The sequence below is a fragment of the Pseudoalteromonas mucoides genome (assembly GCF_049257175.1).
Taxonomy (GTDB): domain Bacteria; phylum Pseudomonadota; class Gammaproteobacteria; order Enterobacterales; family Alteromonadaceae; genus Pseudoalteromonas.
Window position 1 is genome coordinate 80,508 of record NZ_JBMMUC010000003.1, and the last position, 13,346, is coordinate 93,853.

Sequence of the window (13,346 nt, forward strand, 5' to 3'; positions counted from 1 at the left end):
AACTAATTAATAGTAAACAGTTCACATAACAAATTGCATTTTCTGGAGTAAAGTCATTACGCAATTAATTCCCCCGCAGGAAAGTCACTTTATACAGATGCTAAGTTGGTTTGTAAGTGAGAAAGCACTTCGTGAGTGGGCTGGGCCAGATTTTAGATACCCATTTGATTTAGCGTCATTTAAAAATGATTTACAACTCAATAAAAAAGACTCATTTGTTTTGCTCTCAAAGAAGGGTGAATTTTTAGCTTTTGGGCAATTTTACCTGCGCTTGAGAAGGTGCCATCTGGCACGGCTAGTAGTTAACCCAAAATTTAGAGGTAAAGGGTATGCCCCGATTCTTATTGAGCAATTATGTGAAATAGCTCATAAAAAGCTAAAATTAGAAGAATGTTCTTTGTTTGTTTTCGCAGATAATCAAAGCGCCATTAAATCTTATACTCGGTGCGGCTTTGAAGTTGTAAATTACCCTGATAAAATACCATTAACCAATTGTTTATACATGGTGAGAACATAACTCTGAAACACATACCCAGATAAAAAATTAATTACTCTATTTCACTATAAATCAGTTCAATATTAATAATTTTGCTGCGGTTAAGCGTTATTTTGTAGCGCTGATGCCTAACCTGCTCCCTGTTTTGATACACCACAACAACATTCAATTGATACCTGCGTTCAACACTCTGCTTAGAGATTTTACTATTTTCAAGATGGTATAGCTTACCCTCACCTTTTTTCAAATAACGGGTAAAGGGTGCAAGACTAAACCTAAGAGTTTGTTGCAGTGTATCATAACCGGGTAAGAACTCTTTAGCCCCAACTCGCGTTTCACTCGCAAAATGAAACCATTGTGCAGCAAGCTTATTTTGCTGTCGGCGCTTTGAGAATATATTACGAACACTTTCAGGTATTTTTTTAAACCGAGTATATTCAAGCCAAATGAATTGCGTTGCAACTTTATCTTTTGTCACACTGTTACGAAATACAAAGCGCCATTTCGGCCGTCCTTTTACAATAGTCCGCCAAATGACTCGCGTTATGTCTTCTTTAAAAATCTCACGCATGCCATAAATAGCCCCTAAAATAACTATCAATGTGGCTGTTACTTCGGTAAAACTGCTTCGTGCATTCAGCACAACCAGCATTACCAATGCCATTATAACTGCTGTCACACTTCCTTTTACCAATCGCTTTAGGTAGCTGTTCAAATAGCGCGTATGGCGATTTAGTACCACGCCGTGTTCAATAAGGCGCTGTAGTAAACGCATTTTATTGGTGATGCGGTTTGCATCTTTTAACGTTGAGTCTGAATTGTACTGTTGTTCTAACCGATATGCTTGCTCAGCTTTACAAAAGCTCAATAGATCACTGCGCTCTTTAGCGTGATCACTACTTCTAGGGCCTTCATCAAGTAACTTTAAAAAAGACTGCTCGATTTGCCAACTTAAGTAATTATCTGCATTAGTATAAAAAGAAATTAATTTTTCATTATCCGGTGTATAACGGCGAAGTTTTTTTAGTAACCCCTGACTGAGCTCTGACAATTCAACTGCACGTTGATAAAACTCATCTGTATCGTCAATTTTAAGCGCATCTTTAACATCCGTATCGATTGCTAAACGAACTTGATAGCAGTAAAGGTTTAAGTTTTGTCGATAATCTTGCTGTTCACCCTTATTCTTACTGACAAACCGGCTTCTCACTAAGGGTAAGTGAATATTGTTCGCGTTATAAGCTAGATGAGATTTAAAGTGATTATTAAAGTACGCTTCTTCACTGAGGGTTTGTGGATTAATTCCCATTTCATTGGGGATGGAAAAATACAGGTCAATACGCTGCTCAGAGCGTGGGCTAAGCTCAGGCTCAATAATAAAGGATAGGTTTTCATCCTGTTTTAGCAATCAATGCTCCTTCTAAAAATCAACCTTAAGTCTACGTGTGTCCTTAGCATTATTCAATAAAAAAGGCCTAGTAAAAACCAGGCCTTAATAATTCAGCGTTCTTTGCTTTTATTAGAGCTTAACGTTAACACCAGCGAAGAAACGACGGCCAAGTACATCGAATGTGTACGGGTCAGTATTTGAGTCGTTGTTACCTGTGTAGTAAGGAGGCTGCTTGTCAAATAAATTGTTTACACCTGCATTAAACGAAATAGTTTCGTTAAGCATGTAAGAACCACTTAAGTCATGGTACACAACACTTGGTGTTGTAGGTGCATAACATGTGTCTTCCTTACCGATACAAGCAAAACTATCCATACCCGCGATATAACGAGCTTGGTATTGAGCATCCCAATTATCACCAGCTACGTTAAGAGTAAGATTTGATTTAATCTCTGCGTATCCACCATCCCCAGACGTTACAACACCTGCATAATCAACCGGGTCACCAGTAATTTGCTTAACATATTCATCAAGGTAAGTCGTATCTAAACCTGCTTTCCAGTTAAGGCCTGCCGCATCGAAGCTATACGCTAAGTTTAAGTCGTAACCAGAGGTTTTCTCAGCACCAATATTTTGTAACTGGTTGTTGAAGATAATGCGACCAGTACCGTCAATTGAGATACCAGACGATTGACAAAGTGCCGTACCTGCATTAGCTGCATTATTTAAACATTCATCAACAATGTATTGATTATCAACCGTAACGATTGCATTTTCGATTTCAATGTCGTAGTAATCTAATGTCATTGAGAAACCTTCAAACCACTCTGGCTCGTATACGATACCTGCAGTTAGTGTATCAGCTTCTTCTGGTGTTAACTGGTCGTTACCGCCCACTGTTACTTCTGCTTGATCTTGAGCGCCTGGGTAAGTAACGTTCTCGAAAGAAGGTGAGTTACCTGAGTAAAGCTCAGAAACTGTAGGCGCACGGAATGCTGTTGAAACAACACTACGGAACATTAGTTCGTCGTTTGCTTTCCATGTTAAACCAAGTTTCCACGTCTCGTCAGAGCCAAATGTGCTGTAATCAAACGCACGTATTGCAGCGCTTAATTCAACATTTTGAGCAAATGGAGCATCTGCAAGCAATGGAATTGCAAACTCTACGTACGCTTCGTTTACATCAAAACCGCCCGCAGTTGGCTCTACCATTGGGTCATTCGCAAGACCTTGAGCAGTTAGTGAATCGGGTGTGTACCATGCTTTTTCTTGACGACGCTCAACACCCGCGGCAAATGCTGCATAACCTGCAGGTAGTTCAAACATCTCGCCTGATACTGATGCAGCAATAATAAATAATTGGCTACCGCCGTTATTTACTTCTGTGTAAACGTTTTTGCTGAACTCATCTCCTGACCACGCACTTTGATTAAGTGGATTAAAGCTACCTTCAATAATTTGCTCTTGAATAGCCCCCATGTTGTGAAGATTGGACGTCTTATCAACTGAGTCATTCCGTCCAAAGTTTGCAGATACATCCCAAGAGTAATCGCCTACAAAACCTTCTGCGCCTACAACAGCACGAACAGTATCTACAGATTGCTCATAATAACGTGGACCTGTATCACTCATACGACGACCATAAAAGATATCATCGCCATAAGCATAGTTTGCGATTTCAGTGATGTAGTCACCATTTGCATCAAGATCAGCAATGCCATCGCCATCACGGTCAACTTTACTATTATAAGATTGGTCTAATAGTGAATCACCCATTTCTTCAGTATAGTTAAAACCAAACCATACTGGCTGTGCAGCCATTTGCTGCTCTGACCAACGTTTAGTATAGGTAAACTCAGTAAAAAGATTAGTATCATCATTTAATTCATATGTCGCGATACCAGTAAGGTTTAAACGCTCCATTGGCGTATAAAGGTAGCTAGCTGGAGCAAAGTTATAGCGGTCTGCATCAGTAAATGGGTGAAGACCACCTTGACCACTTAAACCATTATCACCAATAGCAAGACCTGATGTAATTGGATTCCCATCAGCATCAACAGACTCACCATCTGAGTTCACATCACCAATAAGACTGTCTTGCCAAATATGACCGCCTTCATTGTAAGGTGAGCCGCCATTGCAATTTAAACCATTCGCACCTTCAGCGATTGGGCAGCTTGAAAAGCCACGATCAGACTGCTTTGCTTTACCACGGTCAGTATACTGCATTCCGATTACAATGTTACCTTTATCGAATGATGTACCAACAGTAAAGTCGATAGAGTTTTCAGACGCATCGCCTTCACCTGTGATTGCAGCATTTACATTCATGTCTAGGCCTTCGAAATCATCTTTTAAAATGATGTTCACAACGCCTGCAACCGCATCAGTACCATACACGGCAGATGCGCCGTCTTTTAGTACTTCTACTGATTTTATCATTGAAACTGGAATCGTATTAAGGTCAACAGAAGATGCTGCACCAGTACCTGACGCAATCATACGGCGACCATTTACAAGCACTAAAGTGCGCGGTGAGCCTAGACCACGTAAATCTATGCGTGCGTTACCACCAGAGCCATTATTGACTGCAGGGTTTGTCATTGCGCCACCAGTGGCAGTCATTTTTTGTAAAACACTATCAATGCTTGTTGCACCCATAGCTTTAATGTCATCAGCACCGATTAAAGTAACTGGGCTTGCGTTTTCCATATCAGAACGCTTAATACGAGAACCCGTTACTTGGATTTTTTCAATAGATTGTGCTGCTTCGTCTGCAGCTATAACACTTGTTGAGAACATAGGAATTGCTGAAATAACAGCTAAACCAATAATTGATTTTTTCATGTGAAACCCTACTTGTTGGAAAAAGTACCTTATTCAGGTAGTGCTCGTTTTTGTTAGAATGACGAGTCAACGGCAGGCAACTTAGGCTGAATTAACTGAATGAAAACTGAATGAAGGCTCGCAATATAATCTATTGTTTTTATTAGGAACTACAAAAGAAACAAACGTTAATTGATGTTTCAGTGTTAACACTATAAAACATATAAAAATCAGTAGAGTAAGAATATCAAATCACATTAAAAACACGAATGAAATCAAACAGCCGGACTTTGTAACCCAATGTAACCAAACACCAAATATACCCAAAACAGAAATTTTCACATATTGATCACACAGTTTTATAGAAACCGTAAAACTCGCAGCTAAAAACTAACCATAATTATTCAGTAAGAATGCGTAAATAATCGAAATCCCAAAGGATGAGTGGCATATAACACTGGATATGACTATATTCATTTCCGTATATTGCAAAATATAGGTGAAAATATGCAAGAAGCTGAGAGTCTATTTTATAGAGTAATCAAGAAAGGAAGGTTGTTTAAAACTAACGCAATCTAAAGTTGGAATCTTAGGTATTGCAGAGATAAGCCACTTGGTTTATAAATAAATGGTTCTCACACTATATAAAAAATATTTTAACGCTTAGGGTGCAGTAATAATAAATGATAACCCAAACAAAGTTATCACTCCTCTAATACCTAACAATAAAAAAATAATTTATGTGCTGTGTATTGCCCTCAGAGTCTTGCAGTTGTAGCCGTAATTTCCACTCCATGTTCTTTTCAGAACAAATACCCACCATGGTTTGGGCTTGGTATATATCCGCTAGCCGCGAAAATGTCACAGGGATATACCCCATATACATAGTGACTCCCTCTAATTTAGCATCAATAATTACACTGTCTTCGGGAATAGATAAATTGATGTTAAAAGGGGTTTCAGGTGATAAGTCTGTTTCAGGAAGCCAAATTTTTGCTTTATTTGAATAATCGCACGGTTCATTTGGTTGGCAACTTGCAGCAACTGGTTGCTCTTCTATACTTACCTCTTGCGGATTGCATGCGGCCAAAGTGAAAAGTGTGGACATAAAGAACATAGCCTGGCTAAAAGTCATGTATTTTCCCTATTAAATAAAAGCAAATAATAATTAGCACTTGCTACAAACACAACGCAGAAGAGTTAAAAAGCAGGTTAATTTCAAAAAGTGTAACAAAAAATAGTCAACTACATGATAAAAATTGATTGATGTCATAATTTTATGCAATTGACCTATCTTTTTTAGGCCAAAAATTTTATCATTTCCCCCGCAAAAAATAGGGTTTCTCGAGTTTGTTTTCTGAAGCAGTCAAGTATTGGTAGTTTTAGATAACACGCTTGTGGAGTAATAGTAGGCCCCGCTTTTTATTAAGTGGGTAATTCATTTCTAAACGCATATATTGCAGCGGAAGCCAGAAAATGAGCCAAACAGTAGCATCACAAACTGAGTACAATTATAAAGTTGTACGCCAATTCGCTATTATGACAGTGATTTGGGGCATCGTTGGCATGAGTATTGGGGTTCTGATTGCTGCCCAATTAGCTTGGCCAGCACTTAACTTTGATACACCATGGTTAACATACTCTCGACTTCGTCCGTTACATACGAACGCAGTTATTTTCGCATTTGGTACAAGTGCACTTTTCGCAACATCTTATTATGTTGTTCAACGTACTTGTCAAACGCGCCTTCTTTCAGACAAATTAGCAGCCTTTACTTTTTGGGGTTGGCAATTAGTTATCGTATTGGCAGTAATTACACTTCCACTAGGTATCACAAGCTCTAAAGAATATGCAGAGCTAGAGTGGCCTATCGATATTTTAATCGCGATTGTATGGGTAACGTATGCAGTGGTATTTATGGGTACTATTGCTAAGCGTAAAGTGTCGCATATCTATGTTGCTAACTGGTTTTATGCTGGTTTTATTATCACTGTTGCAGTATTACACATTGTAAACAGCATGGCGGTACCTGTATCACTCACTAAATCCTATTCAATCTACGCGGGTGCTGTAGATGCAATGGTACAGTGGTGGTATGGTCATAATGCTGTAGGTTTCTTATTAACAGCTGGTTTCTTAGGTATGATGTATTACTTTGTACCAAAGCAAGCTGGTCGCCCTGTTTATTCATACCGTTTATCTGTTGTTCACTTTTGGGCATTAGTGTCTCTTTATATTTGGGCTGGTCCTCATCACTTGCACTACACAGCGCTTCCTGACTGGACACAAAGCTTAGGCATGGTTATGTCAATTATCTTATTCGTTCCTTCTTGGGGTGGTATGATCAACGGTATTATGACGCTATCTGGTGCATGGCATAAACTACGTACTGATCCAGTACTTCGTTTCTTAGTTGTTTCATTGTCTTTCTATGGTATGTCTACTTTTGAAGGCCCAATGATGGCAATTAAATCTGTAAATGCACTTTCTCACTACACTGACTGGACCGTAGGTCACGTTCACTCAGGTGCATTAGGTTGGGTTGCAATGATTTCTATCGGTGCTATCTATCACCTGATCCCTGCACTGTTCTCACAAGGTCGTATGTACAGTGTGAAATTAGTTAACACGCATTTCTGGTTACATACAGTAGGTGTAGTGCTTTACATTGTTGCAATGTGGATTTCAGGTGTAATGCAAGGTCTAATGTGGCGTGCTGTTAATGCTGACGGTACATTAATGTACAGCTTTGTTCAGTCACTACAAGCATCACACCCTTTCTATGTTATGCGCTTCTTAGGCGGTGTATTTATCGTCGCGGGCATGCTAGTTATGGCTTATAACGTTTACCGTACAATTACAGCGAAAAATGACTCGTTGAAATTAGACGCGCAAGCACAGTTAGCATAACGGAGTGAGATGATGAGCAATAATAATTCACAAAATAAACATGAAATAGTCGAAAAAAATATCGGCCTAATGGCTATATTGACTGTTTTTGCTATCAGCTTTGGTGCATTAGTAGAGATTACTCCTCTAATGTTCCAAGACGATACAACTAAACCTGTTGATGGCTTACGTCCACTAAATGCACTTGAAATGGAAGGTCGTGATATCTATGTACGTGAAGGTTGTTACAACTGTCACTCACAAATGATTCGCCCATTCCGTGATGAAGTAGAGCGTTATGGTCACTATTCTGTTGCAGGTGAGTCTGTATGGGATCACCCTTTTCAATGGGGTTCAAAACGTACTGGTCCTGATCTTGCCCGTGTAGGTAAGCGTTACTCAGATGATTGGCATTATGCTCACTTAATGGACCCACGTGCTGTGGTGCCTGAGTCTAATATGCCAGCATTCCCTTGGTTAGATGAGAATCGTGTTGATACGAGTCTAACTCTTAAAAAGCTTAAAATTTTCCGTGATACGTTCGCTATCAACCCACAAAATCCAGCTCACCCTGGCTTAGGTTATGGTAGTGATGAAGAATTAATCGCTGATGTTGCTAAAGTTGATGCAATGAATGACGGTAAAGGGGCAACAGAAATGCAAGCCCTTATCGCTTACTTGCAACAACTTGGCACGCACTTGAAGTAATTATTATGGATTACGGAACATACAGAGGCATTTTAACTCTGGTAATTTTAGTACTATTTATTGTTATTGTTGTGTGGGCTTACAGCAAGCGTAGTAAAAACCGTTTTAGTGACGCTGCTAATGCCATCTTTGAAGATGAGAAAACACATAACGATACAATCTCTAACGAGGAAAAGGGGTCTGAGAAATGACTAGCTTTTGGAGTATATGGGTTATTGTATTAACCCTATCGTGTCTTTTCATTTTGTTTGGTTTGTTAGTTTGGAATTTAAAAAACTACGCAGGCGTTGAAGAAGGTGAAAGCTGTGGCCATGAATTTGATGGCATTGAAGAATTAAACAATCCACTACCAAAATGGTGGACCTATATGTTCTTCGCAACATTCGTATGGTCAGTATATTATTTAGCCGCTTATCCTGGTTTAGGTAATTGGGAAGGTTTAGCTAAATGGACTAGTTCTAACCAAGGCGTGACATCTTTAGCTGAGTCTAAAAAAGCAATTGAAGAAGCCAAAGCTAATGGTGAGTTTGTTAAGCTTGATAAAGAGTATGAAGCTGCAGACGAACGTTTTGGCCCAATCTTTGAAGGTTTTGCTAAACAAGATATTGAAACCTTGGTTAAAGATGAAAAAGCACTTGAGATTGGTCAACGTTTATTCGCTCAAAACTGTTCACAGTGTCATGGCTCTGATGCCCGTGGTGGACAAGGTTTCCCTAACCTAACTGATAAAGACTGGTTATATGGCGGTACACCTGACAAAATTAAAGAAACTCTTTTATATGGTCGTATTGCTGCAATGCCACCATGGGGTGATGCATTAGGTGAACAAGGCGTTAAAGAAATGACTGCACATGTATTAAGCCTTTCGGGTCGTACTGTGAATCAAAAAGACGCTAAAGCTGGTGCTGCTAAGTTTGCTATGTGTGCCGCATGTCACGGTGCTGATGGTAAAGGTTCAGTCGCTCATAACTTGCCATTTGGTGCACCTAACCTTACAGACAATATCTGGTTATATGGTGGTTCTCAACGTGCTGTTGAAGAAACACTTGTTAACGGCCGTGCTGGTGTAATGCCTGCTTGGAAAGATATTTTAGGTGAAGACAAAGTACACTTATTAACAGCCTATGTTTACAGTTTATCGCAAGATAAATAACCATAACGTTAATAAAATGTTTAAACTTTAATCTTTTATATCAATAGATTAATTAAGATCAAAAAAGCTTCCATCTGGAGGCTTTTTTTTAGTCTTTTCATGGCAAATCCTATAAAATGCCCATACCACAAACTAATTAAGTGTTTTTATGAAGCCTACTCCTTGGTATAAAAATTTCTGGCCTTGGTTCCTAATTTTTTTTCCACTAGTTGCCATTATTGGTTGTATTTCATTGTTAATCACAGCAATAGGTAATGGCCCTGACATGGTTGTTGATGACTATTATAAAAAAGGCAAAGCGATCAATTTAGAATTAAGTAAATTTGATAAAGCCAAAGCGTTATACTTACATGGTGATTTAACCGTAGAACACGACAAAGTTAGCTTTAAATTTAATAAAGGTGACACCAGTAATATTCATTCGTTAAAAATGTCTTTTTATCACCGCACAATTGGTGAACATGATTTTAGCGCGCACTTAACACCGAATGCGAACGGCGAATTTACCGCAATCATTGACCCTTACAGCGAAGGCACTTACACCGTATTTATTGAGCCAATCGACGCTAGCTGGAAGCTAAAAGAAAATATTACTTTGCCAAATGAGCAAAGTATTGCGATAAATCCGGAATATAAGTAGTAATTTATCATGTCTAAAAACTGCTTTCATTGCCTTGAAAGTGTACCAACTGGGTTTAATGCTACCGTTGAAATAGACGGTAGCCCTGAACCTATGTGTTGCATTGGCTGTCAGACTGTCGCCGAAACAATTGTTGCTCAAGGCATGACTGATTACTATAAATTCAGAACTGTGCGAGCTGGTAAAGTTGAACAACTCGTTCCTGAGCAGTTAAAGCTTGTTGAAAGTTATGATAACCCTGACATCCAAGAAGAGTTTATTTCTCAAACTAACGATATTAGTGAAGTTTTATTAACCGTTGAAGGCATTACCTGTGCAGCATGTGCATGGCTTATCGAAAAACAACTATTAAATATGCCTGCTGTAAAGCGTGTTGATGTAAATACTTCAACTAACCGCGCCATGATCCAATGGCATAAAGAAGCCCTCCCCCTTAGTGAAATAATTAAATCTCTTCTTGAAATCGGCTACAAAGCATACCCATTTCAAGCCGATATCGAAGCCAGTCAAAAGCAACAAACTGCAAAAGCCTATATTCGCCGTTTAGGTGTAGCTGGCCTTATGACCATGCAAGTGATGATGTTTGCCTTTGCTATGTACTTCGGTATGTTCTCTGGCATGGAAGAAAACTTTGAACAGTATTTTCGCTGGATCAGTTTAATTCTTGCGTCTCCAGTTATTTTATACAGTGCTCTGCCATTTTTAACCAATGCTATAAATGGCCTTAAAGCCAAACAGCTAAACATGGATTTACCTGTTTCCTTAGCCATTTTTGGAGCCTATGGTGCAAGTTGCTATGCAACTATTATGGCAGTGGGCGAGGTTTACTTTGAATCAATTTGTATGTTTACCTTCTTACTTTTATTAGGTAAATATTTAGAATTCAGAGCACGTCTTAAAGCCAGTGAATTCACCGCAAACCTACAAAAGTTGTTACCTTTAACCGCACGTACACTGGATGAGCAAGGTAATGAGCAGATTATCGCGGCTAAAAAACTTAAATTAGATGACCGAGTACTAATAAAGGCAGGCGAAACAATTCCAGCGGATGGTATTGTATCAGCGGGAACCACGAGTGTTGATGAGTCAATGATGACTGGTGAACACCTCCCGGTTAACAAGTACATTGAACATCAAGTGTTTGCAGGCACCGTGAATCACGATGGTGTTATTGAAATTCGCATTAATAAGCTTGGTCAAAATACATTATTGAACCAAATTATAAAGTTACAACACAGCGCCCTTGCGACTCGCCCCAAACTTGTAGAAATTACTGATAAAGTAGCTCAATGGTTTGTGGCATGCTTACTAATATTTGCATCGATTACAGCAGTTGGTTGGTATCAAATTGACCCAGAGCATGCTTTTTGGATAACGATATCTGTTCTTGTAGCCACTTGCCCCTGTGCTCTAAGTTTAGCGATTCCAACTGCGTTAACCTGTGCTGTTGCCACACTCACACGTAAGGGTATTTTAATCAAACAAGCCCATGTGCTTGAAACTTTGCCGCAGTTGACACGCGTTGCGTTTGATAAAACAGGCACTTTGACACAAGGACGCTTTAGTCTCGATGCGGTGGATATACTTGCAAAGAATATCAGTAAAGAAGATATATTAGCGCTGGCTGCCCAGCTGGAAAGTTACTCTGAGCACCCTATCGCTTCAGCGTTTGCTCAGTTTACTCCCCAAAACCGTCACCTCGAAGGTATCAAAGTGCATCCGGGGTTAGGTATTACAGGTACAGATGAAAGCCACCGCTATGCCATTGGTAAAAGTGGGTGGTTTGACTCTAAAAAAACCAATGCCCAAGCAACTTTCTATATTGATGAGCAACCCGTTGCACATTTTTATTTTGTTGATGAAGTAAAACAAAATGCCCATGGCTTAATTGCTTCACTAAAAAATCAAGGCTTGAGCTGTCATATGTTGACAGGTGATGCTTCAAATGCAGGGCAGAAGATAGCCAAAAAGCTAAATCTCGATAGTTTTACAACGGGCTGTTCACCTCAAGATAAACAAAAACAAGTTGAGGCTTGGTCTGCTCAAGGTGAAATCGTCGCTATGGTTGGTGATGGCGTAAACGACAGCCCTGTTTTTAACAGTGCGCATTTATCTATCGCCATGGAGACTGGTGCTGATATTTCCAAAAACACGGCCGATGTGGTATTACTCAACAGTGACTTAGCAGCTATTTCGCACTTGCTTAGCGTATCGAAAAAAACGCGCCGTATTATTAAACAAAATTTAGCCATTTCATTACTTTATAATGGGTCAATTTTACCACTTGCTGCAATGGGCCTAGTTGCTCCGTGGATGGCAGTGATTGGGATGTCTGCCAGTTCAATCATTGTTATAACTAACTCACTGAGGTTATTAAAGTTATGAGTATAATTTATATCTTGATCCCGATTGCTATCTTGTTTGTTATTATCGCCATAGGAGTATTCTTTTGGGCTGTACGAGGTGAGCAATTTTCAGATCTAAACAAACAAGGCCACAGTATCTTGTTTGAAGACGATAAAGAGCAACACAAAAAAAGTAATGATTGATCCCCTTTTTGTTAGTGCATTCATTATGGGGTTAATTGGGAGCGGCCACTGCATTGCTATGTGCGGAGGAATTGCCAGCTCTTTACAATTGGCAACCGATAAAACGCGGCCTTTTGCCTACTCAGTAGCCTATAACTTAGGCCGTGCAGCGAGCTATATGCTAGCAGGGGCACTTGTAGCTGGGATCAGTAGCCATTTTGCAAGCCAAAGCCACTGGTTTTCCCTGCTATTAGCATTTTTAAGCGGTTTGTTCATGCTGCTTGTTGGTTTGTATGTTATGCGCTTAGGAGTGAGTTTACAGTGGCTCGAATCACTTGGTAAAACACTAGTTTGGCGGCACTTAGTTAAGCTAAATCGTTTCATAATGCCAATAAACTCATTACCAAAAGCTGCGGCTTACGGTGCACTTTGGGGCTGGTTACCTTGTGGTTTAGTCTACTCAGCTTTAACATGGGCAATGACTAGCAAAACAACAATAGACGGCGCCTTAGTGATGCTATTTTTTGCGTTAGGTACTTTTCCCGCCATGTTAAGTATTGGTATGGGCGCACAAGTGTTACATAAAATACTCAATCATCCATGGGCCCGTATCGCCATGGGCAGTATACTTATATGGTACGGTATATACTTACTTATTATTGCAACTGACAAATTAGTGCATTAGTCTAACTAAAAATACGCACTTTAATGGATTT

General features: G+C 39.5%; 12 protein-coding genes. 9 read left to right on the plus strand and 3 right to left on the minus strand.

The window, feature by feature from the left end:
- Positions 1-67: 67 nt before the first annotated feature.
- Entirely contained in the window at positions 68-517 is a 450-nt protein-coding gene (locus AAEU30_RS03740; protein WP_421959589.1) for a GNAT family N-acetyltransferase, read from the plus strand.
- A gap of 31 nt (positions 518-548) precedes the next feature.
- Here the strand turns inward: AAEU30_RS03740 and AAEU30_RS03745 are convergent, their stop codons facing one another.
- The 3 genes from AAEU30_RS03745 to AAEU30_RS03755 all read right to left on the minus strand — a co-directional run bounded on the left by AAEU30_RS03745 (position 549) and on the right by AAEU30_RS03755 (position 5,847).
- On the minus strand, positions 549-1,904 hold the full coding sequence (locus AAEU30_RS03745) for a hypothetical protein (RefSeq protein ID WP_421959374.1): 1,356 nt from the start codon (positions 1,902-1,904) through the stop codon (positions 549-551).
- 111 nt (positions 1,905-2,015) lie between these two features.
- Positions 2,016-4,733 carry a TonB-dependent receptor gene (locus AAEU30_RS03750; protein ID WP_421959375.1) on the minus strand — a complete coding sequence of 906 codons (2,718 nt, stop codon included), beginning with the start codon at positions 4,731-4,733 and terminating at the stop codon, positions 2,016-2,018.
- A 691-nt stretch (positions 4,734-5,424) separates the two neighbouring features.
- Complete coding sequence (locus AAEU30_RS03755) at positions 5,425-5,847, minus strand: hypothetical protein (protein ID WP_421959376.1); 423 nt, start codon at positions 5,845-5,847, stop codon at positions 5,425-5,427.
- Between the two features lie 341 nt (positions 5,848-6,188).
- Between AAEU30_RS03755 and ccoN the strand changes: the two genes are divergently transcribed.
- The 8 genes from ccoN to AAEU30_RS03795 all read left to right on the plus strand — a co-directional run bounded on the left by ccoN (position 6,189) and on the right by AAEU30_RS03795 (position 13,315).
- Positions 6,189-7,622, plus strand: coding sequence for a cytochrome-c oxidase, cbb3-type subunit I (ccoN, locus tag AAEU30_RS03760; RefSeq protein WP_421959377.1), 1,434 nt, complete (start codon positions 6,189-6,191; stop codon positions 7,620-7,622).
- A 12-nt stretch (positions 7,623-7,634) separates the two neighbouring features.
- Positions 7,635-8,309, plus strand: coding sequence for a cytochrome-c oxidase, cbb3-type subunit II (gene ccoO, locus AAEU30_RS03765; RefSeq protein WP_421959590.1), 675 nt, complete (start codon positions 7,635-7,637; stop codon positions 8,307-8,309).
- 5 nt (positions 8,310-8,314) lie between these two features.
- Entirely contained in the window at positions 8,315-8,500 is a 186-nt protein-coding gene (locus tag AAEU30_RS03770) for a cbb3-type cytochrome oxidase subunit 3 (RefSeq protein WP_421959378.1), read from the plus strand.
- A complete protein-coding gene (gene ccoP / locus AAEU30_RS03775) occupies positions 8,497-9,462 on the plus strand; it encodes a cytochrome-c oxidase, cbb3-type subunit III (protein WP_421959379.1) in 966 nt (321 codons plus the stop codon). Before AAEU30_RS03770 ends, ccoP begins: the two co-directional genes overlap by 4 nt.
- Before the next feature lie 148 nt (positions 9,463-9,610).
- Positions 9,611-10,102 carry a FixH family protein gene (locus tag AAEU30_RS03780; protein ID WP_421959380.1) on the plus strand — a complete coding sequence of 164 codons (492 nt, stop codon included), beginning with the start codon at positions 9,611-9,613 and terminating at the stop codon, positions 10,100-10,102.
- Between the two features lie 9 nt (positions 10,103-10,111).
- The gene (locus tag AAEU30_RS03785; protein WP_421959381.1) at positions 10,112-12,487 is read left to right on the plus strand and encodes a heavy metal translocating P-type ATPase; all 2,376 of its coding nucleotides are present in this window, start codon (positions 10,112-10,114) and stop codon (positions 12,485-12,487) included.
- Positions 12,484-12,651, plus strand: a complete 168-nt coding sequence (gene ccoS / locus AAEU30_RS03790; protein ID WP_421959382.1) for a cbb3-type cytochrome oxidase assembly protein CcoS — start codon at positions 12,484-12,486, stop codon at positions 12,649-12,651. The genes AAEU30_RS03785 and ccoS overlap by 4 nt, the downstream gene beginning before the upstream one ends.
- On the plus strand, positions 12,644-13,315 hold the full coding sequence (locus AAEU30_RS03795) for a sulfite exporter TauE/SafE family protein (protein ID WP_421959383.1): 672 nt from the start codon (positions 12,644-12,646) through the stop codon (positions 13,313-13,315). Before ccoS ends, AAEU30_RS03795 begins: the two co-directional genes overlap by 8 nt.
- The last annotated feature ends 31 nt before the right edge of the window (positions 13,316-13,346 follow it).